Raw genomic sequence first — 25,141 nt, 5'->3', positions numbered from 1 at the left:
ATAACCAACCGCCGAAAGGCCAGCATTACAAATTCGGAAAGTCGTTGTACCGCCGCCGGGAATGCCTATTCTCCGGCCAGAATTTCCGGTTAGGGAAACGTTCAATGGCCTCTTATATCTCTGACGACCTGCGCTCGGGTGCGCTGGTCTATCACCGGCTTCCGCGTCCCGGTAAGCTCGAAATCCAGCCCACCAAACCCCTGGCGAACCAGCGCGACCTCGCTTTGGCCTATACGCCCGGCGTGGCGGCGGTGTGCGAGGCGATCGCCGCCGACCGGGAGCTGGCGGCCGAGCTGACCGCCAAGCAAAACCTGGTGGCGGTGGTCTCCAACGGTACGGCGGTGCTCGGGCTCGGCAATATCGGCCCGGAAGCCTCCAAGCCGGTGATGGAGGGCAAGGCGGTCCTGTTCAAGAAGTTTGCCGGCATCGACGTGTTCGACATCGAGATCAACGCCCTCGAGATCGATCATGTGGTGAGCGTGGTGGCGGCGCTGGAGCCGACCTTCGGCGGCATCAACCTCGAGGACATCAAGGCGCCGGAGTGCTTCGAGATCGAGGCCCGCCTGCGCGAGAAGATGAACATCCCGGTGTTCCACGACGACCAGCACGGCACCGCGATCATCGTGGCGGCGGCGGTGGTCAACGCGCTGTTCATCGGCGCGAAGAAGATCGAGGAGGTGAAGATCGTCACCTCCGGCGCCGGCGCGGCGGCGATCGCCACGCTGAACCTCTTGGTCTCGATGGGCGCCAAGCGCGAGAACATCTTCGTCACCGACATCGAGGGCGTGGTCTATGAGGGCCGCGAGAAGCTGATGGACCCCTATAAGGGGGCCTTCGCGCAGAAGACCGAGGCGCGCACCCTCGCCGAGGTGATCGTCGGCGCCGACATCTTCATCGGCCTGTCCGCCGGCGGCGTGCTGAAGTCGGAGATGCTGAAGAACATGGCCGAGCGCCCGCTGATCATGGCGCTCGCCAACCCGACGCCGGAGATCATGCCGGACCTCGCGCGCGACGCGCGTCCCGACGCGATGATCTGCACCGGCCGTTCGGACTTCCCGAACCAGGTCAACAACGTGCTGTGCTTCCCGTTCATCTTCCGCGGCGCGCTCGACGTGGCGGCGACGACGATCAACGAGGAGATGAAGATCGCGGCGGTGAACGCCATCGCCGAGCTGGCCCGCGAGACGCCCTCCGACGTGGTGGCGCGCGCCTATGGCGGCGAGACCCCGGTGTTCGGCGCCACCTCGCTGATTCCCTCGCCCTTCGATCCGCGCCTGATCCAGCGCGTGGCGCCGGCGGTGGCGAAGGCGGCGATGGAGAGCGGCGTCGCCAAGCGGCCGATCGCCGATTTCGAGGCCTATAACGAGCAGCTGGACCGCTTCGTGTTCCGCTCCGGCCTCGTGATGAAGCCGGTGTTCGCCACCGCCAAGCAGGCGCCCAAGCGGGTGATCTACGCCGAGGGCGAGGACGAGCGCATCCTGCGCGCCGCCCAGGTGGTGGTGGAGGAGGGCATCGCCCGGCCGATCCTGATCGGCCGCCCGGCGGTGATCGACACCCGCCTCGCGCGCTTCGGCCTCTCCATCAAGCCGGGCCAGGACTTCGACCTGATCAACCCGGAAGACGATCCGCGCTATCGCGACTATGTGCAGACCTATGTCGAGCTGGCCGGCCGGCGCGGCGTCACCCCGGAGATCGCCCGCACGCTGGTGCGCACCACGCCGACGGTGATCGCCGCGGTGGCGATGATGCGCGGCGATGCCGACACCATGCTGTGCGGCGTCGAGGGGCGCTTCCTGCGCCACCTCCGGCACATCCGCACCATCATCGGGCTGGCGCCCGGCGTGCGCGACGTCTCGGCGCTGTCGATGCTGGTGACGCAGAAGGGCGCGTTCTTCATCTGCGACACCCAGGTCTCGGCCGATCCCAGCGCCGAGGACCTCGTCGAGATGGCGATCCAGGCCGCCGGCCATGTGAAGCGCTTCGGCCTCGAGCCGCGCATCGCCATGGTGTCGCACTCGGACTTCGGCTCGCGCGACGACGCCAGCGCGCAGAAGATGCGGTTCGCCACCGAGCTGCTGCACCAGCAGGCGCCGGAGCTGATGGTAGACGGCGAGATGGAGGGCGACAGCGCCATCGTGCCGGAGATCCGCGAGCGGGTGCTGCCGGGCAGCAAGCTGCAGGGCGTGGCGAACGTCCTCGTCATGCCGAACATCGACGCCGCCAACATCGCCTACCAGATGGTGAAGGTGTTCGGCGACTCGCTGCCGGTGGGGCCGATTCTGCTCGGCACCGCCAAGCCGGCGCACATCCTCACCCCCTCCGTGACCGCCCGCGGCATCGTCAACATGACCGCCGTCGCCGTCGTCGAGGCGCAGGGCTAAATACCGTTCCGGCCGGCGGAGGCCTTGCCTTCGCCGGCTCTTCGCACAAGGGGCTCGCCGGTCGGCGGCCTCGCCACGGAAGAAGACCACATCATGATGCTTCGAGCCTCTTTCGCCCTCGCCCTGCTCGCCGCGGCGAGCGTGGCGAGCTTTTCGAGCGCGCCGGCGCAGGCGCAGAACCGGACCACCACGGGCGCCATCGTCGGCGGCGTCACAGGCGCGGTGGTCGGCGGCGCGGTAACCGGCAGCGGCACCGGCGCACTGGTGGGCGGGGCGGTCGGCGCCGGCACCGGGGCGGCGATCGGCGCCCAGTCGGACCGCAACCGCCGCGCGCGCTCCTATTATTTCTGGCGGCGCGGCAACTGCTATCTCCGGCAATCGAACGGGCGCGTGGTGCAGGTAAACCGGCGCAACTGCCGCTGAGGACGTTAGGCACTGAGGCGTGATTGTGGCGATATCTGCCGTGCAAAAGCCATAATTGTGACCATCCTGTGCGCGGTCTCGTTTGGCGGGGTTTGAGCGTCCGGGAAGGCGCGCAGGCCCGTTCAAGTGTGGCGAAGCGCAGGACTGCCGCCCAGCATCCGGCGTGCATGTAATAACAGGATCTTCCGAAGGTTTTATCGATGGCTGATACCGGCACCGTGAAGTGGTTCAACGAGCAGAAGGGCTATGGTTTCATCCAGCCCGACAGCGGCGGCAAGGACGTGTTCGTCCACATCAGCGCGGTTCAGCGCTCGGGCCTGCAGGGCCTGCGTGACGGCGAGAAGCTCTCCTTCGAGCTGCAGACCGACCAGCGCTCGGGCAAGACCTCTGCGGTCAATCTGCGCCCGCTCTGATTCCTCGTTTCCGGTCATGCGCCGGAACGGGTGATCGGCCTGAAAAGGCCTCCATAGATAGATTGCCGCCGTCCGTAACGCCGGACGGCGGTTTTCTTTCGTTCTCTGCCCATTTCTCGCGCGATGATGTTGAAGCCCTTGCATTGCAGGGCATTCCGTCTAGTCTCACCCGCGACTTTGGGCGGACTACTGGGTCGTTTCACCTGCCTTGCCGGTGCACGTTCAGATTTTCTTCCAAATTCGAAGGTGGCTGCGGCCGCTCACTGTAACCTCAGGCGAGAGACTACCCTCTATGTCGACCCAGACCGGCACCGTTAAGTGGTTCAATGATCAGAAGGGCTATGGTTTCATCCAGCCCGACAACGGCGGCAAGGACGTTTTCGTCCACATCAGCGCGGTTCAGCGCTCGGGCCTTCAGGGCCTGCGCGATGGCGAGAAGATCTCCTTCGAGCTGCAGACCGACCAGCGCTCGGGCAAGACCTCGGCCGTCAATCTGCGCGTGAGCTGATCCCGCGCGGGTGGCATCGCCGCCCGATAGACAAGGAAAAGCCGTCTTCTCCACTGGAGAGGGCGGCTTTTTCTTTGCGGCATGTCTTCGCAAAGTAGAATTGCCAAGCAGATGCTTGCACCCCCAAGGCGGGTCTCGCCAATGCTTGCCGGCCGACGTTGCTTCGTGTCGCTCCGGTCGGGTGGCCGTTGCCGGCGCTGCCGGCTAGGGCACGCGCGGGCGCTCCAGCAGCGTCATCGGATGTCCCTGATAGACGCCGTGGCCACACACGGTGAAGCCGAGCTTGCCGGCGACATGCAGCGAGGCGGCGTGGTCGGGATGGATCATGCAGGTGATGCGGTCGCCGCTGCCGTGCCGGGCGGCCCAGTCGAGTGCGGCGGTCATCGCCTCCTGCGCCAGCCCCTTGCCCTGGGCGGCGCCGACCAATGCCCATCCGGCCTCCATCGTGCCTTCCAGCGAGGGGGTGATCGCCCGCTTGAGATCGTGGAAGCCGGCCTCGCCGATGAAGGCGCCGGTCGCGCGGTCCTCGACGGCGAAGAAGCCGAAGCCGAGATGGTGCCACAGCCCGATCTGCCGCAGAAAGCGGCTCCACGCGGCCTCGCGCGCCAGCGGCATGCCGCCGATGAAGCGCACCACCGACGGCTCGCTCCACATTGCCGCATAGGCGTCGAATTCGTCGAGGCGATAGGCCCGCAACCTGAGCCGCGGGGTGAGAAGCGTCGGGATCATGGCACACTCGGGGCTTGCCGGCGGTGTCCGGGAATGGGCGCGCCGGCGGCGGCACGTCGGAGAGGGGCGGGGGCCGGTTCGATCAGGCCGAGCGGCCATCATAGGGCGCGGGGGTGAGGGCGGCGAGGTCGACGCCCTTCAGCGACCGGACATTCACCGCCGCTATCTTGGTGCCGTCCGGCATCTCCCCCTTGGCGAAGGGCTCGACGCCGCAGGTGGTGCAGAACATGTGGCCGATGACGTGGCGATTGAAGCGATATTCGTTGAGATGGTCCTCGCCGGCGGTGACGCGGAAGGCTTCCGCCGGCGCGAAGGCCATGATCAGCCCCTTGGCGGAGCAGATCGAGCAATTGCAGACAATGGCGCCGGAAAGGTCGAGGCTGCACTCGAACTGCACCGCGCCGCAATGACAGGCGCCGGTAAAGGCGCGGGCGGTGGCCGGGGGCGTATCGGACATTTCGGGCTTCCTCATGCGGCTCAGGACAGCCGGCAGGGTGGACGAGGTTGCCGGGCATGTCGAGGCAGGCCGGGCAACGCGGCGTGGCGGCACGCAACGGGCGGATAGGTGGGGGCGGGCGACATGGAGGCACGGCCACATGGAGGCCCGGACACATGGAGGTCCGGCTCCCGCGAATCGGCGCGTCGCCGAGGCCGGCCTTCATCAAGGCTCGGACCCCGTCGAGGCCTGCACGTTGCGGAGACGCGCCCGTCGAGGATCTGCGCTCTCGCCGGTATCTGAGCGTTCAGGCCTGCGCCGTCGGAAACCCTATCCTCAGCCGGGCTCGCCTGCGGCGGCGGGGGCCTCGCCGCGCAGCCGGCGCTCCGCCTCTTCCCAGAGCGCGCCGAGCCGGGCGTCGTAATCGGGCTTGAAGCGGTACATCTTGCCGTAATAGGGGCCGCCGGGCGCGAGGGTGATCTCGCCAAGCACCGGTCCCCAGGGGGTGGCGAACAGGTCGACGCTGGCGAACGGGGTCTTGAGCGCGGCCATGACCTGGCGGGCCGCACCCAGCATCTCCTGCCAGCAGGCGGGGCGGCGCGGCGTGCCCGGCTGGATCAGCTTCCAGTCGTTTTCGAGATGGGCGTCGCGGTCGAACTCGGCGAAATCGGGACCGAACCACGCCATGGCGGGCCGGTCGCCATTGCGATCGATCTGGGTGATCAGCTCCACGCGGCCGCCGAAGCAGTAGAGCTTGTAGTCCCACGGAACCGGACCCTGCCGGCTGTCCTCGGGCAGCAGCAATTCCTCCAGTATCAGGCGGAACGAGCCCTTGTAGCGGTTGTTCTCGTAGCAGTGCCGCTGCTCGGCGAGGATCTGCTCGGTGGTCAGGTCGCGCTTGCGCAGGAAATCATGGTAGCGCCCCTTGGCTTCCCGCTTGAGGATCATCACGCCCTCGGTCGAGTGCATGCCAGTCGGCTTGCAGACGAAATAGCCGGGGGCGAGGTCCGGGTTGAACTCCTCGATCGAGCGGAACACGGCGTAGCGCGCCGGGGTGCGGAGACTGATCTTGGTCGCGAACTCGTAGGCCTTCAGCTTGTCGCCCACGAACCAGGGGACGTCCGGCTCCTCGCCGGCGATGCGCCGCCGCTGATACTCGACCCAGCCCGTCATGCACGTCTCCTGCCTCAACGTTACCGGACGCGCACCATAGGCAGGAGAACGGCCGCAATCCAGTCGTCCGACGGCCGAACGCAAAGAGGCCCGCGAGCGAACTCACGGGCCTCCCTGTCCAAGCGGGAGCCGGCTGCGGGCGGACCCGCGACGGCTCAGCTGCAACCGGTCGTCGAGCCGCAGGTCTCGCACTTCAGGCAGGTGCCGTTGCGCACCATGGTGAAGTTCTGACACTCGGGGCAGGCTTCGCCCTCATAGCCCTTGGCGCGGGCGATGGCGCGAGCCTCGGCCTTGGTCGGCTGGGCGCTGGCCGCCGGAGCCGCCCACGGCAGCGCATCGGTCTCGGCGGCAACTTCCGCCTCCGCCTCGTCTTCCGCCTCCGGCTTCAGCGCGGTCGCGCCCTGGGTGAGGCCGCCGCGCAGGCTGGTGACGTTCGCCGCGCCCGCCGCACGAGGCTCGCCGCCCACCGCCGAGGAGGGCACCACCATCAGCCCGACCGAGCGACCGCGCGTCAGGCCCTTGGAGACCATGCGCGAGGCCGGGGTCGCGCCCGGCGAGGCCTTGCCCTCGTCCACGCCCTTGCCAAGCGCGTCGAAGTTCGACTCGGAGAGGTCGACATGGCCGAGATCGTTGCGGCCAAGATAGGACACCGCCAGCTCGCGGAAGATGTAGTCGAGGATCGAGGTGGCGTATTTGATGGTGTCGTTGCCCTGCACCGGGCCGGCGGGCTCGAAGCGGGTGAAGGTGAAGGCGTCGACATACTCCTCCAGCGGCACGCCGTACTGGAGGCCCAGCGACACCGAGATGGCGAAGTTGTTGATGAAGGAGCGCAGCGCCGCGCCTTCCTTGTGCATGTCGATGAAGATCTCGCCGAGGCGGCCGTCATCATACTCGCCGGTGCGCAGGTACACCTTGTGGCCGCCGACCACCGCCTTCTGGGTATAGCCCTTGCGGCGATCGGGCATCTTCTCGCGGTTGTGGACCTCGATGATGCGTTCCACCACCTTCTCGACGATCTTCTCGACCACCTGGGTGGTGCGGGCGGCGGCGGGCTTCTCCAGCAGCGCCTCGACCTGATCCTCCTCGTCATCCTCATCGGCGACGAGCTGCGAGTTCAGCGGCTGGGAGAGCTTGGAGCCGTCGCGATAGAGCGCGTTGGCCTTCAGCGCCAGACGCCAGGAGAGCAGGTAGGCCTCCTTGCAGTCCTCGACGGTGGCGTCGTTCGGCATGTTGATGGTCTTGGAGATCGCGCCCGACAGGAAGGGCTGCGCCGCCGCCATCATGCGGATGTGGCTCTCGACCGAGAGGAACCGCTTGCCGATGCGCCCGCACGGATTGGCGCAGTCGAACACCGGGTAGTGCTCGACCTTCAGGAAGGGCGCGCCTTCCAGCGTCATCGCGCCGCAGACATGCACGTTGGCGGCCTCGATGTCCTTCTTCGAGAAGCCGAGATGGCCGAGCAGGTCGAAGGTCGGGTCGGCCAGGCTGGAAGCGGGGATGCCGAGCTTGGCCAGCGCCTCGTCGCCGAGCGTCCAGCGGTTGAAGACGAACTTGATGTCGAAGGCCGACTTCACGCTGCCGTCGATCTTCGCCAGCATGGCGTCGTCGAAGCCCTTGGCGCGCAGCGTCGAGTGGTTGATCGCCGGAGCCTGGGCGATGGAGCCGTGGCCGACCGCATAGGCCTCGATCTCGGCGAGCTGGCTCTCGGAATAGCCGAGCGTGCGCAGCGCCTCCGGCACGGCGCGGTTGATGATCTTGAAGTAGCCGCCGCCGGCCAGCTTCTTGAACTTCACCAGCGCGAAATCGGGCTCGATGCCGGTGGTGTCGCAGTCCATGACGAGGCCGATCGTGCCGGTGGGCGCGAGCAGCGTGGTCTGGGCGTTGCGGTAGCCGTGCTCGACGCCGAGGGTGAGGGCCTCGTCCCAGGTCGCCTTGGCGCGCTCGATCAGGATCGGGTCGGGGCAGGAGGCGTGGTCGAGCGGCACCGGATCGGTGGCGAGCGCCTCGTAGCCGGCGGCCTCGCCATAGGCGGCGCGGCGATGGTTGCGGATGACGCGCAGCATCTGATCGGCATTGGGGGCGTAGTTCGGGAACGGCCCGAGCTCCTTCGCCATCTGCGCCGAAGTGGCATAGGACACGCCGGTCATGATCGCGGTCAGCGCGCCGCAATAGGCGCGGCCTTCCGCCGAGTCATAGGGGATGCCGGAGGTCATCAGCAGGCCGCCGATATTGGCGTAGCCGAGGCCGAGGGTGCGGTACTCGTAGGAGAGCTTGGCGATCTCCTTCGAGGGGAACTGCGCCATCAGGATCGAGATTTCCAGCACTACCGTCCACAGGCGGCAGGCATGCTCGTAGCTCTCGACGTCGAACGAGCCGTCCGCCTTGCGGAACTGCAGGAGGTTCAGCGAGGCGAGATTGCACGCCGTGTCGTCGAGGAACATGTATTCCGAGCACGGGTTCGACGCGCGGATCGGGCCGCCGGCCGGGCTGGTGTGCCAGTCATTGATGGTGGTGTGGAACTGGATGCCGGGATCGGCGCAGGCCCAGGCGGCGTGGCCGATCTTCTCCCAGAGCTCGCGGGCCTTCAGCGTCTTAGTGATCTTGCCGGTGGTGCGGCCGACGAGGTTCCAGTCGGCGTCCGACTGAACCGCGTTCAGGAAGGCGTCGTCGACGCGCACCGAATTGTTGGAGTTCTGGCCGGCGACGGTCAGATACGCCTCCGAATCCCAGTCGGTGTCGTAGATCGGGAAATCGATGTCGGTGTAGCCCTGCTGGGCGAACTGGATGACGCGGCGGATGTAGTTCTCCGGCACCTGCGCCTTCTTGGCGGCGCGGATCTCGCGCTTCAGGGCGGGGTTCTTCTCCGGGTTGAAGCAGTCCTCGCCGTCGCCGTCGCAGTTCACGCAGGCCTTCATCACCGCCTTCATGTGGCGGGCGACCAGCTTGGAGCCGGCGACGAGGGCAGCGACCTTCTGCTCCTCCTTCACCTTCCAGTCGATATAGGTCTCGATATCGGGATGGTCGGCGTCGACCACCACCATCTTGGCGGCGCGGCGGGTGGTGCCGCCCGACTTGATGGCACCGGCGGCGCGGTCGCCGATCTTCAGGAAGGACATGAGGCCGGAGGAACGGCCGCCGCCGGACAGCTTCTCGCCTTCGCCGCGCAGGGCGGAGAAGTTGGAGCCGGTGCCCGAGCCGTACTTGAACAGGCGGGCCTCGCGCACCCACAGGTCCATGATGCCGCCCTCGTTGACGAGGTCGTCGCCCACCGACTGGATGAAGCAGGCATGCGGCTGGGGATGCTCGTAGGACGACTTCGAGCGGGTCAGCTTAGTCGTCGCGTAGTCGACGTAGAAATGGCCCTGGCCGGGGCCGTCGATGCCATAGGCCCAGTGCAGGCCGGTGTTGAACCATTGCGGCGAGTTCGGCGCCGCCATCTGCATGGCGAGCATGTAGCGGTGCTCGTCGAAGAAGGCCTGCGCGTCCTCCTCCGAATCGAAGTAGCCGCCCTTCCAGCCCCAATAGGTCCAGGTGCCGGCGAGACGGTCGAAGACCTGAGTCGCCTGCGTCTCGCCGACGAAGCGCTCCTTCTCGGGGAGGCCGGCGAGGGCCTTGTCGTCGGCGCCGCCGCGCCACAGGAAGGAGGGAACTGTCTCTTCCTCGACGCGCTTCAGCTTCGCGGGCACGCCGGCCTTGCGGAAATATTTCTGGGCGAGGATGTCGCTCGCCACCTGGGAGAAGTGCTCGGGCACCTCGATCCCTTCCAGGCGAAAGACGATGGAGCCATCCGGGTTGCGGATTTCGCTCGTTGCCTGGCGGAACGCGATGTCCGCATAGGGTGACCGACCGGCCTTGGTATAGCGGCGCTCGATGCGCATGATCTTCGTCCCCAACTCGCTCAAGGCGCGGTCCCGTGCCGCCGCGCTGTATCGATGAGGCCTGGATCCGTATCCAGGCCCTCTGTCTTGAAGGGGACGACCGCCAGCCGGCGTCTATCGTTCCCGTAAATTTCGAACTTCAACCCGCAAGACGACGCGCGGAAACGCTCCGGCGTCACCGCCGCGAGTACACATTGACTGGGTTGAGACATCCCAAGCCGACGTGAAGGCCGACCGATCGGGAACGACATCAACCTGTACGAGTCACTTGACCACGTCAAGATATGGGGCGTTCGTAAACAAACCGTCTAGATATTGTATATGGGGTGGGGCGAAGCCGGTGGCTACCCCCGAGGCCTTATCGAGCGCGGATTCGGCGCGGGAGTCCAGCGCGGAGGCGGGATCGATGAGGGCTGCGCTGGATAGCGAGAAAAGTGGGGAAACTACCCCGCAGGCGATTTTAGCCGTTTTGCGTGACGTTCGTGCGTAACACCGTGCCGGACTTTCCGTTGCGTCCGCGCATGACGGCCCTGCGCCGCCGGTGGTGGACAGACGTGCTCCCGCACCGCACAACGGCCGGCTTACCGGAGACAGCCGATGAACGGAGCGGATGAGCGGCCCCATGGGACCGCCAGCGACCTCACCTTTTTTCTTCTCGCCCTCGCGGCGGGGGCCGGGGCGGCGAATCTCTATTACGCCCAGCCGCTGATCGCGCTGATCAGTGCCGATATCGGCCTCGACGAGAGCATCGCCAGCCTTGTCGTCACCCTCGGCCAGATCGGCTACATCGCCGGGCTGCTCCTGGTGGTGCCGCTCGGCGATACGGTGGAGAATCGCCGGCTGCTCGGGCTGGTTCTGGTCTGCGCCTGTATCGGGCTCATCATCGCCGCCAGCGCGCACGCGCCGCTGGTGTTTGCGGGGGCGGCGCTGGTCTACGGGCTCGGCTCGGTGGTGGCGCAGGTGGCGGTGCCGTTCGCCTCGCATCTCGCCCGGCCGGAGGAGCGCGGGCGCAAGGTGGGCAATGTGGTGGCCGGGCTGATGGCCGGCATCATGCTGGCGCGGCCGGCCGCCAGCCTGATCGCCCATGCCTTTGGCTGGCGGGCGGTGTTCCTCGCCTCGGCAGCGCTGATGGCGGCGCTGGCGGTGGGGCTGCGTCTCGCCTTGCCGGCGCGCCACCCGCATGGGCGGCTCGGCATGCTCGCGCTGATCGGCTCGTTTCCCAGGCTCCTGCGCAGCCAGCCGGTGTTGCGCCGGCGCATCGCCTACCAGCTGCCGATGTTCGGCGCCTTCATCCTGTTCTGGACCGCCGTGCCGCTGGAACTCGCCGGTCCGCGCTTCGGCCTCGACCAGCGCGGCATCGCGCTGTTTGCGCTCGCCGGCGCGGCGGGGGTGTTCGGCTCCTCGCTCGCCGGGCGGCTGGCGGATCGCGGCCATGCGCGGCTGGGCACCGGCATCGCGCTGGTGAGCGCGGTGGCCGGCTTCCTGATCGCCGCCACCGGTGTGGCGGTGGGCTCGGTGGTGGTGCTGGCCATCGGCGCGGTGGTGCTCGATCTGGCGGCGGCGGCCAACCTCGTCTTCGGCCAGCGCGCGCTGTTCATGCTCGATCCGGCGATCCGCTCGCGGCTGAACGCACTCTATATCGCGCTGTTCTTCTTCGGCGGCGCGATCGGCTCGGCGCTGGCGAGCCCGCTCTACGTGCTCGGCGGCTGGCCGGCGGTGTCGGCGGCGGGTATCGTCGTGATGCTCGCCGCGCTTGGCTATTTTGCCACAGAAGGCCGCGGCGGCACGGCCTGAGCCGGCGCCCGGCCGTTCCTTATCTGGACAGGGGACGGCGCGGGTGGCATGTTCCCGCCGATCCAGCTTTCGGCCCGCTTTGGCCTTCAGGGACTCAGCCCGTGAATCTCTCGACCTTCGTCACCGAACTCTTCACCTGGTGGAACGGCAACACCATCGGGACCCGCGTCCACACCTGGCGGCACGGCGAGTTCGTCGGCGACGATCAGTTCGGCAACAAGTACTACCGTACCAAGGGCGGCGCCATCGATCCGGCGCTCGGCTTCGAGCGGCGTTGGGTGATCTTCAACGGCTATGCCGAGGCCACCGCGATTCCGCCCGGCTGGCACGCCTGGATGCACCAGCGCTCCGACGTGCCGCCGAGCAAGGAAGACTACAAGGCGTACGAGTGGGAAAAGCCGCACCGGCCGAACCCGACCGGCACCATCGAGGCCTACCGCCCGCCCGGCTCGACGCTGGGCTTCGGCCACCGCCCGGCGGTGACCGGCGATTACCGGGCCTGGACGCCGGAGTGAATGGCGCCGACGCAGCGGCACTGCGCACCTTTGTGAGCGGCCGCATGGGCCGCTTGCCGCTACATCGCCGTATTGCCTCGCCATCTGCCGACGTGCGGGCGCGTCGTCGGCGCGCGCCGACAGAGGCTGCATCATGACTTCGGGTTCGACCGCCGCGTATCGGCGCCTTCCGCTTCGACCTGTCCTTGCCACCGTGCGGATCCTCGCCCTCGGCGTCGCCGTGTTGTCGGCCGGGCAGGCCTTCGCCCAGCAGGGCTGGCAGGGCGGTGTAGAATCGGCGCCGCTGGCCCCGCCCAGCGGCGGTCCGGTGGAGAACCCCGATTCGCCGCTGCCGGGCGGTCCGGGCGTGCCCTCGATCATGGAGCCGCCGGCCGGTCCGGCCCAGCGTGCCCAGCAGCCTCGCGCCGACGAGCCGCGCGAGCCGGCCGCGCCGCCGCCGGAAGTGCCGGGCAGCGCCACCGTCGGCCCGCAGGGCGACATCGAGGTGGTGCAGCCGCCCGCGCAGAAGATCGCCAACAAGACCGCCGTGTTCTCCGGCCTCGACAAGATCACCGGGCGCATCATCACCTTCGACGCGGCGGTGGGCGAGACGGTGCAGTTCGGCGCGCTGCGCATCACCCCGCGCGCCTGCTACACCCGGCCGGAAAACGAGACGCAGAACACCACCGGTTTCGTCGAGGTGCAGGAGATCGGCCTCGACGGCGAGGTGAAGCCGCTGTTCGGCGGCTGGATGTTCGCTTCCAGCCCCGGCCTGCACGGCATCGAGCACCCGATCTATGACGCCTGGCTGATCGACTGCAAGCAGACGGCGCCGGTGATCGCCTCGCCCGGCCCCCAGCAGTAGAAATCCGCCTCGCCGTCGGCCAGCGCCCGGGCGAGCAGCCCGGCGTAGCGCTGGCGTGTCACCTCGACGGCACCGAAGCTGCGCAGGTGATCGGTGACGAACTGGGTGTCGAGCAGGGTGAAGCCGCCCTTCTTCAGCCGCGCCACCAGATGCACCAGCGCCACCTTCGAGGCGTCGCGGGCGATGTGGAACATGCTCTCGCCGAAGAAGGCGCGGCCGAGCCGCACGCCGTAGAGCCCGCCGACCAGCGCGCCGTCCTGCCAGGCCTCGACCGAGTGGCAATAGCCGCGCGCATGCAGGTCGCAATAGAGCTTGTGGATGCGGGCATTGATCCAGGTGGAGGGGCGCCCCTCCGCCGGCGCGGCGCAGGCGCGTAGCACGGCCTCGAAATCATGATCGACGCGGATCTCGAACTTGTCCGAGCGCACGGTGCGGGCGAGGCGGCTGGAAATCGAGAAATTCGCCAGCGGGATGATGCCGCGCTTGTCCGGCTCGATCCAGTAGAGGCCTGGGTCGTCCGCGCTCTCGGCCATGGGGAAGATGCCGCAGGCATAGGCCTTCAGCAGTACTTCCGGGGTGATTTCGACCTGGTGTTCGCGCGGGCGTGACATGGGCTCAGCATGACGCAGGGCGACGAAGGTGTGAAGGCTCGGCGACGCGCGATCCGGAAAGAGTGAAGGCGCCCACGGAGGGCTCGAACGTCCGAAAACACCAAAGGCGCCCCCGGGCGCCTTTGGTAACCGCAGAACGATGAAGGCGCCTGGAGGCGCCTTCAATGGGTCGTTCAGCTGGCCGGCTCGCCCTCGGCGAGGAAGGCTTCGAGCCAGTGGATGTCGTAGGCGCCGCGCTTGATGTCGTCACTGACGACCAGCTCGCGGAACAGCGGCAGCGTGGTCTCGATGCCCTCGACCACGAACTCGTCCAGCGCCCGCTTGAGGCGCATCAGGCACTCCTCGCGGTTGGCGCCGTGGACGATCATCTTGCCGGCGAGGCTGTCGTAATAGGGCGGGATGGAATAGCCCTGATACACCGCCGAATCGATGCGCACGCCCAGCCCGCCCGGCACGTGCCAGTAGGTGATCTTGCCCGGCGAGGGCCGGAAGGTGCGCGGGTGCTCGGCATTGATCCGGCACTCGATGGCGTGGCCGTCGATCTTCACGTCGTCCTGCGTGTAGCCCAGCGTCTCGCCTGCGGCGACGCGGATCTGCTCGCGGATCAGGTCGAAGCCGGTGATGGCCTCGGTCACCGGATGCTCCACCTGGATGCGGGTGTTCATCTCGATGAAATAGAACTCGCCGTTCTCATACAGGAACTCGACGGTGCCGGCACCGAGATACTGCATGTCGCGCATGGCCTTGGAGACCGTCTCGCCGATCCGCGCCCGCTGCTCGGGGGTGATGATCGGGGAGGGGGCCTCCTCCAGCACCTTCTGGTGGCGGCGCTGCAGCGAGCAGTCGCGCTCGCCGAGATGGATGGCGTTGCCCTGGCCGTCGCCGAGCACCTGGATCTCGATGTGGCGCGGCGTGCCGAGATATTTCTCGATGTAGACCGCGTCGTCGCCGAAGGCCGCGCGGGCCTCGGAGCGGGCGGTCGACAGCGCCGAGGACAGCTCCTCCGGCGAGCGGGCGACCTTCATGCCGCGCCCGCCGCCGCCGGCGGCGGCCTTGATCAGCACGGGGAAGCCGATCTCCGCGGCGACGCGAGCGGCTTCCTCGTCGGAGGAGACGCCACCCTCGGAGCCGGGCACGCAGGGGATGCCGAGCTTCTTGGCGGTGCGCTTGGCCTCGATCTTGTCGCCCATGATGCGGATGTGCTCGGGCTTCGGCCCGATGAACTTCACGCCATGGTCGATGAGGATCTCGGCGAAGCGGGCGTTCTCGGCGAGGAAGCCATAGCCCGGATGCACCGCCTCGGCGCCGGTGATCTCGCAAGCGGCGAGCAGGGCGGGAATGTTGAGGTAGCTGTCCTTGGCCGCCGGCGGGCCGATGCACACGCTCTCGTCGGCGAGCTTGACGTGCATGGCGTCGGCGTCGGCGGTGGAGTGCACCGCGACGGTGGCGATGCCGAGCTCCTTGCAGGCGCGCAGCACCCGGAGAGCGATCTCGCCGCGATTGGCGATCAGGATCTTGCCGAACATCGGCTTCCTCATTCGACGATCACGAGCGGCTCGCCATATTCGACGGGCTGACCATTGTTCACCAGGATCCGGGTGACGGTGCCGGCGCGGGGCGCGGGAATGGCGTTCATCGTCTTCATCGCCTCGACGATGAGCAGGGTCTGGCCCTCCTTCACCACCGTGCCGACCTCGATGAAGGCGCGGGCGCCGGGCTCGGGGGCGAGATAGGCGGTGCCGACCATCGGCGAGGGCACCACGCCGGGGTGCTTGGCCGGATCGGCCGAGACGGGCGCGGCGCTCGCGGCCGGGGCGGCAGCCACCGGAGCCGGCGCGGCGTAGGCCGGCGCCGGGGCGGCGTAGACGGTGGGAGCGGCGCGGACGACGCGGATGCGCAGATCCTCGTGCTGTACCTCGATCTCGGTGAGGTCGCTCTCGGAGAGGAGATTGGCGATCTCGCGCACCAGCGCGGGGTCGATGGCGGGTTTGGTGGTTTTCATCATGATCCCGTGACGGTCCTTGCCCGTCCCCCTCAACTTACGCGTGCCTGGGCCAGCGCGTCGATCGCGAGCCGGTAGCCCTCAGCTCCCAGGCCGCAGATCACCCCGCGGGCGACCGACGAAATGTAGGAGTGGTGGCGGAAGGCTTCGCGGGCAAAGACGTTTGACAGATGGACTTCGATGGCGGACACGCCGACCGCCTTGATGGCGTCGGCGAGCGCGACCGATGTGTGGGTATAGGCCGCCGCATTCAGCACCACGCCGAGCGAATTGCGCGCAGCGTGAATCATGTCGACCAGTTCACCCTCATGGTTCGACTGCCCGAAGACGAGCGTGAGCCCGTGCTGCTCGCAGGCCGAGCGGCACAGTGCCTCGATATCGGCGAGCGTGGTGCGGCCATAGATCGCCGGCTCGCGCGTGCCGAGCAGGTTGAGGTTCGGTCCGTTGATGACGTGAACGGTGCCGGATTGAATGGTGTCGGTCATGATGTCCCGAGTGACGGCCCGGCCGGCGGAAGCCAGCACGACCGCGGGGTTATAGGCAATGGCTCGCCCGAGGCCAAGCCCCTAAAGGCTTTACGGCGCGGCAACGGCCCGCTGACCCGCGGGTAACTGTGGGAAAGCCGTGCCGGCGGGTGCCGGCACGGGTCGTACGGGAGTTTAGCAGGCCGCCTTGCCGCAGCTGCGCACGGAATCGATGGCGCCCTTCAGCTGCTCGTGGCCGACCGCGCCGATGATCACCGCGTCGCCGGTGATGTAGCTCGGGGTGCCGTCGATGCCGAGCGCGTCGGCGATCTGCATGCTCTCCTGGAGCGTGGCGTTGACCTCCGGGCTCGCCATCGCCTTCTCCACCGCCGCCCGGTCGATGCCGGCCTCGGTGACGGCTTCCAGCGCGCGGGCGCGGTTGGCCTGGCCGCGGCCGCCGAGCAGCGCCTGGTGGAAGGCGAAATACTTCTCCGGCGCGACGAGCTTCACGCCGACCGCGACCTGCGCCGCCTCGACCGAGCCCGGCCCGAGCACCGGGAACTCCTTGAGCACCACCTTGAGCTTCGGGTCGTTCTCGATCAGCTTCACCAGATCGGGCAGCGAGCGCTTGCAGTAGCCGCAATTGTAATCGAAGAACTCGACCAGCGTGACGTCGCCCTTCGGGTTGCCGATCACCACGCCGTGCGGGGAATCGAAGATCTGCGGCTTCAGCTTGACGATGGCCTGCTTGCGCTGCTCGTCGGCGGCCACCTGCTGCCTCTTCTGCAACTCGCCGATCGCCTCCTGGATCACCTCCGGGTTCTTCAGCAGGTAGTCGCGGATGACGCTCTCGAATTCCTTGCGCTGGGCGTCGTCGAGCGCGAAGGCCGGCGCGGCGGCGACGCCGAGCGCCAAGCATGCCGCAAGGCCTGCCGCGAGCAGGCGGCGCCCGGTACGGCGGAAAAGGGAAGTCGGCGACATGACGGTCTCCAGATATGCGATGCGCAGCGCGCGATGACGGATAAGCCCGGCGGTCAGGGCGTCGGCCCCGGCCGCTTCTTCGGTGGCGGCTTGACGTTGACGATGTCGTCCGCCTGCAGCCAGCCGGGCGAGCCATAGGGAAAAGTCTGGCGGGCGCGGGCGGCGAGCTCGCGGGCGAGCCGCACGTCGCCGCTCAGCATCGCCGACTGAGCCGAGGCGAGGTCGGCATTCGGCAGGTCGCCCTTCTGGCCATAGGCCTGGGCGAGGAAGCGCCAGCCGGAGGCGGAATCCGGCTCGCGCTGCACGCCGAAGGTCAGTTCTCGCACGGCTTCGTCGAGCGAGGCCTTGTCATTGGCCGCCACCAGCGCCTGGCCCAGCAGGGTGCGGATCAGCGGCGCGCCGCCGGAGAGCTGCACCGCCTTGCGCAGCGGCGGGATCGCCTCGCGAGCCCGGCTCGCCTCGAGCAGCGCCTGGCCCTTCAACTCGTAGAAATAGGGATTGTTCGGCTGTTCGGCGATCAGCGCGTCGATCTGGCGGATGGCGTCCGGCACGGCGCCGTAGCGATAGGCGGAGATGGCGCGGGCATAGCGGGCCGGCAGCGAGGTGTTCGACGGCGGATAGCGCCGCGCCACCGCGTCCGGCGGCATGGAGAAGCCGACCAGCTTGGCGCGCATCATGTCGTGGCGGGCCTGCAGCTGCGGCGAATCCCTGGCGTCGCGATAGGGGCTCTTGGCGACGAGGTCCTCCAGCGCCGCGACGCGCTCGCGCGCCATCGGGTGGCTCAGCACATAGGGGTCGACGCGCTGGCTGATGAACATCTGGTCGTTCTGCATGCGCTCGAAGGTCTTCACCATGCCGACCGGCGACTGCTTGGTCGCGGTGAGATAGGTGACCGCCGAGCGGTCCGCCGCCTGCTCCTGGGCGCGGGCATAGGCGAGCACCGAGCGGCGGGCGATCTCGCCCGGCCCGGCGAGCGCGGCGGCGGCGCCGCCCATATTGCCGCCCGAGGCCGCCCCGGCCGCCACGCCGCCGGCGGCCAGCAGCGTGCCGATGATCGCCATGGTCTGGGCGTTCTCCAGCTCCAGACGCATGCGGGCGAGATGGCCGCCGGCGATGTGGCCGGTCTCGTGCGCCAGTACGCCGATGATCTCGTTCGGCGTCTCGCTGCTGGCCAGCGCGCCGGTGTTCACGAAGATGCGCTTGCCGTCCATCACGAAGGCGTTGAACGACGGATCGGAGATGATGACGACCCGCAGATTCTGCTGCGTCAGCCCGGCGGCCTTCCAGATCGGCCGCATATAGTCGCGCAGCAGGTTTTCGATTTCGGTGTCGCGGATGACGGTCGGGTTGCGTCGCCCGCTTTCCTGCGCCTGCGCAACCGCCGGAAAGCCGAGCGGGGCGAGCGCGGGCGGAACCGCGAAGGACAGGCCGAGCGCGAGGCGGACGGCTGCCCGGCCGACGCGGCGCCCCGTAGCGGCAAGCTGATGGGCGGCAAGCCGATGGGTGGCGAGCCGATGGCCGGCCAGTCCATGGGCGACACGCCGACAGGCCACAATCCCGTATGTGGTCCGGCTCCGTCGAAGCGGGGGGTTGTCAAGGCGGGTCAGAAGCATCATCCATCGACTGCATGCGAGTGCCGCGACCTGACCCGCTCCGCGGGTCGGGGTCAAGACCGGTATGCATCATCTTCGTTTGAACGCAACGTCGCACACGACCCGCAGATTGCGGCACCGGTGCGGCGGCACGGCGAGAGCCCCTTCCATGACCGCCTCCTTCGCTTCCCCCTCCACGCTCGACATTGCCGCCGCGCTGCTCGCCACGCCCTCGCGGCGCAGCGAGATCGCTCCCTTCATCGTCATGGACGTGATGGAGCGGGCGGCGCAGATCGAGGCGGCGGGCGGCCATGTGGTGCATATGGAAGTCGGCCAGCCGGCGGCCCCCGCGCCGCTCGCCGCCCGCGCGGCGGCGCGGCGGGCGCTCGACGAGGGGCGGATCGGCTACACCACGGCGCTCGGCCTGCCGGGCCTGCGGGCGCGCATCGCCCGCCATTATGGCGAAGCCTATGGCGTCGATCTCGACCCGGCGCGGGTGGTGGTGACGACCGGCTCTTCCGCCGGCTTCCTGCTGGCCTTCCTGGCGCTGCTGGAGCCGGGCGACCGGGTGGCGATCGCCAATCCCGGCTATCCGCCCTACCGGCACATCCTCACCGCGCTCGGCTGCGAGCCGGTGCTGATCGAGACCGACGCCGCCTCGCGCTGGGCGATCACGCCGGAGGCGCTGCTGGCGGCGCATCGCCGCGCGCCGCTGAAGGCCGTGCTGGTGGCGAGCCCGGCCAACCCGACCGGCACCATGATGCGCCCGGAGGCGCTGGCCGAGCTGATCGGCACCGCCGAGGCGGAAGGCATCCGCTTCCTCTCCGACGAGATCTATCACGGCCTCGACTACGCCTTTCCCGCCGCCACGGCGGCGGCGATGTCGCCGCATGCGACGGTGATCCATTCCTTCTCGAAATATTTCTGCATGACCGGCTGGCGGGTCGGCTGGATGGTGATGCCGGCGCCGCTGGTGCGGGCGGTGGAGCGGCTGCAGCAGAACCTGATGATCTCGGTGCCGACTCTGTCGCAGGTCGCCGCCGAGGCCGCCTTCGACGGCGTCGCCGAGATGGAAGTCGTGAAGCACGGCTACGAGGCGAACCGGCTCCTGCTAACCCGCGAGCTGCCCAAGGTTGGGCTGCCGGAATTCCTGCCGGTCGACGGCGCGTTCTACCTCTACGCCGACGTGTCGCGCTTCACCGACGATTCGGCGGGTTTCGCGCGGCGGTTGCTCGACGAGGCGGGGGTGGCGGCGACACCGGGCGTCGATTTCGACCCGCATCGTGGCCACCATTATCTGCGCTTCTCCTATGCCGGCGCTCTCGACGAGATGGCGCTGGCGGTGGAGCGGATCGGCGAGTTCCTGCGCCGGGGATAGGTGACGGCGACCCCGCCGGCGGCGGGAGCGTTCGCCGCGCCGGCCTGTCGGCCATCGGACGGCCAAAGAAAAACCCCGGCCCGCGCAGGCGGACCGGGGTTTCGTGTTTCAGGAGCGGCGAACGCTCAGTTGCCGAGGATCTTGCGCTGCCACCAGCCGGTGCGGCGGGGACGATCATCGGCGGGCGCCTCGGGCGCGGCCTCGGCGACGGAGGCTTCCGTCTCCACCTGGCCAGCCTCAGGCGCCGGGGCGGCTTCCGCCTCAGCGGAGGCCGGCTCGGCCGGGGCGGCCGGTTCCGCGGGGACAGGCGCGGCCTCGACCACCGTCTCGGCGGCGGCGTCCGACGCGACCGGGGCACGCTCGCGCACCGTCGAGCGACGGCGGCGCGGCTTCGGTGCCTCGGCCTCGGCGCTGGCCGGAGCCTCGGCGGCCGGGGCCTCCGCCGCCGGAGCGGCTTCGGCCGGAGCTGCCTCGGAAGCCGTGGCCTCCGCAGCGGCTTCCGCAGCTTTGGCACCACGCGGACGGCGGGTGCTGGCGCGGCGAGCGCGCTTAGGCTTGTGAGCCTTGGCCTCGTCGGTCGTGGCTTCCTCGGCGACGACTGCGTCGGCCGGCGCGTCGACGGTCGGCGTGTCCGCAAGCGGAGCGTCGGCCACGGTCTCGGCGATGCTGGCCTCCTCGGCCGAAGCAACGGCTTCCGCCGCCGCCTCGCCCTCGACCGGCGCGACGGCGATCACCGTCTCGGCGTTGCCGCCGATCGACCAGTCCTCGCCCGTCTGTTCCTCGTCGCCTTCGCCTTCGTCCTCGCCCTCGAACTCGACGCCGCTCAGCTCCGTATCGTTGCCCGCGTCGCCAGTCTCGCCATTGCCGGAACCACCGCGCCGACGCCGACGGCGACGGCGGCGACGGCGATTGCCATCACCCTGCGGCGCCTGCTCGCCCGAGGCGGCGGGAGCCGGGGCGGCCGCAGCAGTGCTCTCGGCCTCCGCAGCGACTTCTTCCTCTTCCTCGACGGCGACGACCTCTTCCTCTTCCTCGATCTCCACCACCAGCTCGGCGGGGCGGGGCAGGGGGATCGGGTTCGGCACCGCATCGCCCTTGTCGATGGCGAAGGGGATGAGGCCGGTGAGCGTCGGATCGGCGGAGATGGTGATCATCACCCCGAAGCGCTCTTCGAGCTCGTGCAGATGCGCGCGCTTGTGGTTGAGCACATAGAGCGCGTTCTCGGCGCGGGTGCGCACGATGAGGTTATGCGTGTTCGACTTGAGCAGCAGGTCCTCGGCGGCACGCAGCAGCTGCAGCGCCACGGAGGAGGAGGCGCGTACATGGCCGGTGCCGCCGCAATGCGGGCAGACCTCGGTCGAAGACTCCAGCACGCCGGTGCGGATGCGCTGGCGGCTCATCTCCATCAGGCCGAAATGCGAGATGCGGCCGAGCTGGATGCGGGCGCGGTCGTTCTTCAGGCAGTCCTTGAGCTTGCGCTCGACCGCCCGATTGTTGCGCTTCTCGTCCATGTCGATGAAATCGATGACGATCAGCCCGGCGAGGTCGCGCAGGCGCAGCTGGCGGGCAACTTCTTCCGCCGCTTCGAGGTTCGTCTTAAGCGCCGTGTCCTCGATATTGTGCTCGCGGGTCGAGCGGCCCGAGTTCACGTCGATCGAGACCAGCGCCTCGGTCGGGTTGATGACGAGATAGCCGCCGGACTTGAGCTGCACCACCGGCAGGAACATCGCGTCGAGCTGGCTCTCCACCCCGAAGCGGGCGAAGACCGGTTGCTGCTCGCGATAGGGCTTCACGTTCTTCGCATGGCTCGGCATGAGCATGCGCATGAAGTCCTTGGCCTCGCGATAGCCGTCGTCGCCGGAGACCAGGACCTCGTCGATGTCCTTGTTGTAGAGGTCGCGGATCGAGCGCTTGATCAGCGAGCCTTCCTCATAGACCAGCGCCGGGGCGGTGGAAGCGAGGGTGAGCTCGCGCACGTTCTCCCACAGGCGCAGCAGGTATTCGAAGTCGCGCTTGATCTCGGTCTTGGTACGGCTGGCGCCCGCCGTGCGCAGGATGATGCCCATCCCCTCCGGCACGTCGAGGTCGGAGGCAACCTCCTTCAGGCGCTTGCGGTCCTCGGCCGAGGTGATCTTGCGGGAGATGCCGCCGCCACGGGCGGTGTTCGGCATCAGCACCGAATAGCGGCCGGCGAGCGACAGATAGGTGGTCAGCGCCGCGCCCTTGTTGCCGCGCTCTTCCTTCACGACCTGCACCAGCATCACCTGCCGGCGCTTGATCACTTCCTGAATCTTGTAGGTGCGGGCACGGCGCTGCGGCGCGCGCTCCGGCACTTCCTCGAGCGCGTCGTCGGAACCGACCTCGTCGACGATTTCTTCCTCGCCGGCGATTTCCTCGACCTCGCCGGTCGGCTCGTCATCGGCGGAAGGACGGCGCGAGCGCCGGGACGGACGGGAGGAGGCTTCCCTTGCGTTGTCGTCGGCGTCGGCATCGGCGCCCTCGGCGGGAGCGTCCTCGCTCACCGTCTCGTCGCCGGCGGCACGCTTGGCGCTCGACTTGTCGTCGCGGCCACGACGGCTGCGGCCGCGCGGGCGCTCCTCGCTTTCCTCTTCGGCTTCTTTGCGCTGCTGGCGCTCTTCCTCGGCCAGCAGGGCCTGCCGGTCGGCGACCGGGATCTGGTAGTAGTCGGGATGGATCTCGCTGAAGGCGAGGAAGCCGTGCCGGTTGCCGCCATACTCGATGAAGGCGGCCTGAAGGGACGGCTCTACCCGCGTGACCTTTGCGAGATAGATGTTGCCGCGCAGCGGCTTGCGGTTGGCGGCCTCGAAGTCGAATTCCTCGACTCGGCTGCCGCGCACCACCACGACCCGGGTCTCTTCCGGGTGGGTGGCGTCGATGAGCATCTTGTTGGCCATTGAACTCTCATATGGGGGCACGGCGGCGTCGGCGGCGCGAGCGCAGCCGGACGGCGAAAGGCGTGCCTGTAAGCGGGGGGCGATACCGGGCCAGGGGGACGAGCGGCCTCGCATGCGGGGCGCGAGCGACGCAGCGCCGACATCCGGCGATCACGCGCCGGGCGGGAAGTCCCGCTCGGTGCCCGATCCGCCCATGCCGGCTGACGTGTCATCACTCTGGTGTCGTCCATTCCTCGACCGAACAGGTAGCCGCGGTCGCGAACGACCCGGCCGACGGCATATGGCGCGGAAAAGCCACGATCAGCTCAGAAGAGAGCCGGCGCCGGCAAGCGGCGTTCCGTGGCCCCGACACGTCGTCGGCTCAAGCGTCACCGTGGCGCGCGGTCCGCGAGGGCCGCTCAGTCGCATCCTCACGCGCTCTTGAAGGGAGCTGGCCCGGACGGGCCTGATCGTGGCCGGATGCTGGGCTCGCCCATCGCTGGACCGCCCGGCGCCATCGGATCGCGAAAGCCGGGTAATCCGACGTCCCTGCAGGCGAACCATATGCATGATCTTAATAGCGTTACGGGTGCCGATTTGGCAAGCCACGCCTGCTTGAGCGTTGCGCCGCGGCCACGGTGCGGCCGGAGGGGAACCACGAGGGTCAACGACCGGTTAACCCGGACTTCCTATTCCGTTACATAAACGGGCGGGGGCCGGACGTTTCGGAGAGACGACACTGACGACGCGCAGGCGATCGAATTGCTTCGGGATGGTGCTTTCCGAGTGGGTCATCCTCCGGGCGCTGCTGCTCGGCATGTCGCTGCTGTCCGCCGCGCCGTTGGCCGCGCTCGCCCCGGCGATGGCCGAGGACGCGCCCGCCTCCTCGACGCCGGAGCCTGCCGTGGCGACCGACGCCCGCCTCGCCGGGGACGGCGAGCGCACGCGCCTCGTTGTCGACCTGTCGCATTCGGTGGCGCTCGGGGCCTTCACCCTCGCCGATCCCTACCGCGTGGTCATCGACGTGCCGGACGTGGTGTTCTCGCTGCCGGCGACCTCCGGCCAGGAGGGGCGGGGCCTCGTCACCGCCTACCGCTTCGGCCTGTTCGCCCCGCGCAAGGGCCGCATCGTCATGGACCTCTCGGCGCCGGTGACCATCGACAAGGCCTTCGTGCTCGACCCGATGGACGGGCAGCCGGCGCGCCTCGTCGTCGATCTGGTCAAGGTCGACCGCGCCACCTTCCTCAAGACCGTCGCCGCGCCGGTGCGCAGCCTGCCGGACACCGCGGCAGCGCGTCCGGCCCCGGCCGCGCCGGGCGACGTGCGCCCGGTGGTGGTGATCGACCCCGGCCATGGCGGCATCGATCCCGGCGCCGCCAACGCCGCCTTTGGCGCGGTGGAGAAGGAGCTCACGCTCAAGATCGGCCTGATGCTGCGCGACAAGCTGGAGAAGACCGGCCGCTACCGCCCGGTGATGACGCGCGACGACGACACCTATGTGGCGCTCGGCGAGCGGGTGAAGATCGCCCGTGAGGCCGGAGCTCGGCTGTTCATCTCGCTGCACGCCGATTCGCTGTCGGCGCGCGATGGCGACGTGCGCGGCGCCACCATCTACACCCTGTCCGACCGCGCCTCCGACTCCGAGGCGCAGCGCCTCGCCGATTCGGAAAACAAGTCCGACATGATCGCCGGGCTCGACCTCTCCGAGGAGCCGGCCGACGTCGCCGGCATCCTGTTCGATCTCGCCCAGCGCGAGACGCGCAATTTCTCCGCCGTCTTCGCCCGCACGCTGGCCAACCATGTGGAATCCACCGCGCGCATGCACAAATCGCCGCTCAAATCGGCGGGGTTCCGCGTGCTGCGGGCGCCGGACGTCCCATCGGTGCTGTTCGAGCTCGGCTATCTTTCCAGCCGCAAGGATCTCGAACTCATGACATCGGAAGGCTGGCAATCTAATGTCACCGATGCGATGACAACGGCGATCAATGCCTATTTCGTCGCCCAGAAGCCGAAAGACGGCCCGTCGGGCGGCCTGCCGGGCAATCTGGACGAGGCGGTTGCCGGCGCCCATGCGTCACCGGCCGCGATAAGGCCATAGTTGCTGCGCACAGGGTGCGGGGAGGCG

At 68.5% G+C, this 25,141-nt stretch carries 20 protein-coding genes; 9 read left to right on the top strand and 11 right to left on the bottom strand.

Annotation, left to right across the window (positions count from 1 at the left end; all coding sequences use genetic code 11):
• The first annotated feature begins 104 nt into the window (after positions 1-104).
• The 4 genes from KHC28_RS22140 to KHC28_RS22125 all read left to right on the top strand — a co-directional run bounded on the left by KHC28_RS22140 (position 105) and on the right by KHC28_RS22125 (position 3,725).
• Positions 105-2,381 carry an NADP-dependent malic enzyme gene (locus KHC28_RS22140; protein WP_214010525.1) on the top strand — a complete coding sequence of 759 codons (2,277 nt, stop codon included), beginning with the start codon at positions 105-107 and terminating at the stop codon, positions 2,379-2,381.
• Between the two features lie 93 nt (positions 2,382-2,474).
• Positions 2,475-2,804: a YMGG-like glycine zipper-containing protein gene (locus tag KHC28_RS22135; protein WP_214010524.1), complete on the top strand. Its 330-nt coding sequence runs from the start codon at positions 2,475-2,477 to the stop codon at positions 2,802-2,804.
• Positions 2,805-3,004: 200 nt separating this feature from the next.
• On the top strand, positions 3,005-3,217 hold the full coding sequence (locus tag KHC28_RS22130; RefSeq protein WP_213363279.1) for a cold-shock protein: 213 nt from the start codon (positions 3,005-3,007) through the stop codon (positions 3,215-3,217).
• Positions 3,218-3,509: 292 nt separating this feature from the next.
• Positions 3,510-3,725 (top strand): cold-shock protein, encoded by a 216-nt coding sequence (locus KHC28_RS22125; protein WP_214010523.1) that lies wholly within the window; start codon positions 3,510-3,512, stop codon positions 3,723-3,725.
• Positions 3,726-3,929: 204 nt separating this feature from the next.
• Here the strand turns inward: KHC28_RS22125 and KHC28_RS22120 are convergent, their stop codons facing one another.
• The 4 genes from KHC28_RS22120 to KHC28_RS22105 form a co-directional block, all read right to left on the bottom strand.
• Positions 3,930-4,454, bottom strand: a complete 525-nt coding sequence (locus KHC28_RS22120; RefSeq protein WP_214010522.1) for a GNAT family N-acetyltransferase — start codon at positions 4,452-4,454, stop codon at positions 3,930-3,932.
• 82 nt (positions 4,455-4,536) lie between these two features.
• Complete coding sequence (locus KHC28_RS22115; protein ID WP_214010521.1) at positions 4,537-4,911, bottom strand: GFA family protein; 375 nt, start codon at positions 4,909-4,911, stop codon at positions 4,537-4,539.
• A 315-nt stretch (positions 4,912-5,226) separates the two neighbouring features.
• Positions 5,227-6,063, bottom strand: a complete 837-nt coding sequence (locus tag KHC28_RS22110; protein ID WP_214010520.1) for an ATP-grasp fold amidoligase family protein — start codon at positions 6,061-6,063, stop codon at positions 5,227-5,229.
• A gap of 155 nt (positions 6,064-6,218) precedes the next feature.
• Complete coding sequence (locus KHC28_RS22105; protein WP_214010519.1) at positions 6,219-9,941, bottom strand: vitamin B12-dependent ribonucleotide reductase; 3,723 nt, start codon at positions 9,939-9,941, stop codon at positions 6,219-6,221.
• Between the two features lie 597 nt (positions 9,942-10,538).
• Here KHC28_RS22105 and KHC28_RS22100 point away from each other — a divergent pair.
• The 3 genes from KHC28_RS22100 (at position 10,539) to KHC28_RS28045 (ending at position 13,094) form a co-directional block, all read left to right on the top strand.
• Positions 10,539-11,735, top strand: coding sequence for an MFS transporter (locus KHC28_RS22100; protein ID WP_214010518.1), 1,197 nt, complete (start codon positions 10,539-10,541; stop codon positions 11,733-11,735).
• Positions 11,736-11,836: 101 nt separating this feature from the next.
• Entirely contained in the window at positions 11,837-12,250 is a 414-nt protein-coding gene (locus KHC28_RS22095) for an NADH:ubiquinone oxidoreductase subunit NDUFA12 (RefSeq protein ID WP_214010517.1), read from the top strand.
• A 133-nt stretch (positions 12,251-12,383) separates the two neighbouring features.
• Entirely contained in the window at positions 12,384-13,094 is a 711-nt protein-coding gene (locus KHC28_RS28045; protein WP_214010516.1) for a DUF2155 domain-containing protein, read from the top strand.
• On the opposite strand, the gene aat is transcribed toward KHC28_RS28045, so the two are convergent.
• The 6 genes from aat to KHC28_RS22060 all read right to left on the bottom strand — a co-directional run bounded on the left by aat (position 13,025) and on the right by KHC28_RS22060 (position 18,579).
• On the bottom strand, positions 13,025-13,705 hold the full coding sequence (aat, locus tag KHC28_RS22085) for a leucyl/phenylalanyl-tRNA--protein transferase (RefSeq protein WP_214010515.1): 681 nt from the start codon (positions 13,703-13,705) through the stop codon (positions 13,025-13,027). The two genes, KHC28_RS28045 and aat, sit on opposite strands and share 70 nt — an antisense overlap.
• A 173-nt stretch (positions 13,706-13,878) precedes the next feature.
• Positions 13,879-15,231, bottom strand: a complete 1,353-nt coding sequence (gene accC, locus KHC28_RS22080) for an acetyl-CoA carboxylase biotin carboxylase subunit (protein WP_214010514.1) — start codon at positions 15,229-15,231, stop codon at positions 13,879-13,881.
• 8 nt (positions 15,232-15,239) lie between these two features.
• Positions 15,240-15,710: an acetyl-CoA carboxylase biotin carboxyl carrier protein gene (accB, locus tag KHC28_RS22075; RefSeq protein WP_376772781.1), complete on the bottom strand. Its 471-nt coding sequence runs from the start codon at positions 15,708-15,710 to the stop codon at positions 15,240-15,242.
• 29 nt (positions 15,711-15,739) lie between these two features.
• Entirely contained in the window at positions 15,740-16,192 is a 453-nt protein-coding gene (gene aroQ, locus KHC28_RS22070) for a type II 3-dehydroquinate dehydratase (RefSeq protein WP_214010513.1), read from the bottom strand.
• A 174-nt stretch (positions 16,193-16,366) separates the two neighbouring features.
• Complete coding sequence (locus KHC28_RS22065) at positions 16,367-17,152, bottom strand: DsbA family protein (protein WP_214010512.1); 786 nt, start codon at positions 17,150-17,152, stop codon at positions 16,367-16,369.
• Positions 17,153-17,205: 53 nt separating this feature from the next.
• The gene (locus KHC28_RS22060) at positions 17,206-18,579 is read right to left on the bottom strand and encodes a M48 family metalloprotease (RefSeq protein ID WP_246565137.1); all 1,374 of its coding nucleotides are present in this window, start codon (positions 18,577-18,579) and stop codon (positions 17,206-17,208) included.
• A 334-nt stretch (positions 18,580-18,913) separates the two neighbouring features.
• On the opposite strand from KHC28_RS22060, the gene KHC28_RS22055 reads away from it, so the two are divergent.
• Positions 18,914-20,122 (top strand): pyridoxal phosphate-dependent aminotransferase, encoded by a 1,209-nt coding sequence (locus KHC28_RS22055; RefSeq protein WP_246565101.1) that lies wholly within the window; start codon positions 18,914-18,916, stop codon positions 20,120-20,122.
• Positions 20,123-20,247: 125 nt separating this feature from the next.
• On the opposite strand, the gene KHC28_RS22050 is transcribed toward KHC28_RS22055, so the two are convergent.
• The gene (locus KHC28_RS22050; protein WP_214010511.1) at positions 20,248-23,037 is read right to left on the bottom strand and encodes an Rne/Rng family ribonuclease; all 2,790 of its coding nucleotides are present in this window, start codon (positions 23,035-23,037) and stop codon (positions 20,248-20,250) included.
• Positions 23,038-23,788: 751 nt separating this feature from the next.
• Here KHC28_RS22050 and KHC28_RS22045 point away from each other — a divergent pair.
• Entirely contained in the window at positions 23,789-25,114 is a 1,326-nt protein-coding gene (locus tag KHC28_RS22045; protein WP_246565100.1) for an N-acetylmuramoyl-L-alanine amidase, read from the top strand.
• Positions 25,115-25,141 lie beyond the last annotated feature (27 nt).

The organism is Ancylobacter sonchi, from assembly GCF_018390695.1.
Classification (GTDB): domain Bacteria; phylum Pseudomonadota; class Alphaproteobacteria; order Rhizobiales; family Xanthobacteraceae; genus Ancylobacter; species Ancylobacter sonchi.
This window is presented reverse-complemented; position numbering and strand designations above follow the sequence as displayed.

Excerpts from the sequence above, each read along its gene's own strand:
- KHC28_RS22140 (WP_214010525.1), top strand. The coding sequence starts at position 105 with ATGGCCTCTTATATCTCTGACGACCTGCGCTCGGGTGCGCTGGTCTAT.
- KHC28_RS22135 (WP_214010524.1), top strand. The coding sequence starts at position 2,475 with ATGATGCTTCGAGCCTCTTTCGCCCTCGCCCTGCTCGCCGCGGCGAGC.
- KHC28_RS22130 (WP_213363279.1), top strand. The coding sequence starts at position 3,005 with ATGGCTGATACCGGCACCGTGAAGTGGTTCAACGAGCAGAAGGGCTAT.
- KHC28_RS22125 (WP_214010523.1), top strand. The coding sequence starts at position 3,510 with ATGTCGACCCAGACCGGCACCGTTAAGTGGTTCAATGATCAGAAGGGC.
- KHC28_RS22120 (WP_214010522.1), bottom strand. The coding sequence starts at position 4,454 with ATGATCCCGACGCTTCTCACCCCGCGGCTCAGGTTGCGGGCCTATCGC.
- KHC28_RS22115 (WP_214010521.1), bottom strand. The coding sequence starts at position 4,911 with ATGTCCGATACGCCCCCGGCCACCGCCCGCGCCTTTACCGGCGCCTGT.
- KHC28_RS22110 (WP_214010520.1), bottom strand. The coding sequence starts at position 6,063 with ATGACGGGCTGGGTCGAGTATCAGCGGCGGCGCATCGCCGGCGAGGAG.
- KHC28_RS22105 (WP_214010519.1), bottom strand. The coding sequence starts at position 9,941 with ATGCGCATCGAGCGCCGCTATACCAAGGCCGGTCGGTCACCCTATGCG.
- KHC28_RS22100 (WP_214010518.1), top strand. The coding sequence starts at position 10,539 with ATGAACGGAGCGGATGAGCGGCCCCATGGGACCGCCAGCGACCTCACC.
- KHC28_RS28045 (WP_214010516.1), top strand. The coding sequence starts at position 12,384 with ATGACTTCGGGTTCGACCGCCGCGTATCGGCGCCTTCCGCTTCGACCT.
- aat (WP_214010515.1), bottom strand. The coding sequence starts at position 13,705 with ATGTCACGCCCGCGCGAACACCAGGTCGAAATCACCCCGGAAGTACTG.
- accC (WP_214010514.1), bottom strand. The coding sequence starts at position 15,231 with ATGTTCGGCAAGATCCTGATCGCCAATCGCGGCGAGATCGCTCTCCGG.
- accB (WP_376772781.1), bottom strand. The coding sequence starts at position 15,710 with ATGATGAAAACCACCAAACCCGCCATCGACCCCGCGCTGGTGCGCGAG.
- aroQ (WP_214010513.1), bottom strand. The coding sequence starts at position 16,192 with ATGACCGACACCATTCAATCCGGCACCGTTCACGTCATCAACGGACCG.
- KHC28_RS22065 (WP_214010512.1), bottom strand. The coding sequence starts at position 17,152 with ATGTCGCCGACTTCCCTTTTCCGCCGTACCGGGCGCCGCCTGCTCGCG.
- KHC28_RS22055 (WP_246565101.1), top strand. The coding sequence starts at position 18,914 with ATGACCGCCTCCTTCGCTTCCCCCTCCACGCTCGACATTGCCGCCGCG.
- KHC28_RS22050 (WP_214010511.1), bottom strand. The coding sequence starts at position 23,037 with ATGGCCAACAAGATGCTCATCGACGCCACCCACCCGGAAGAGACCCGG.
- KHC28_RS22045 (WP_246565100.1), top strand. The coding sequence starts at position 23,789 with ATGGTGCTTTCCGAGTGGGTCATCCTCCGGGCGCTGCTGCTCGGCATG.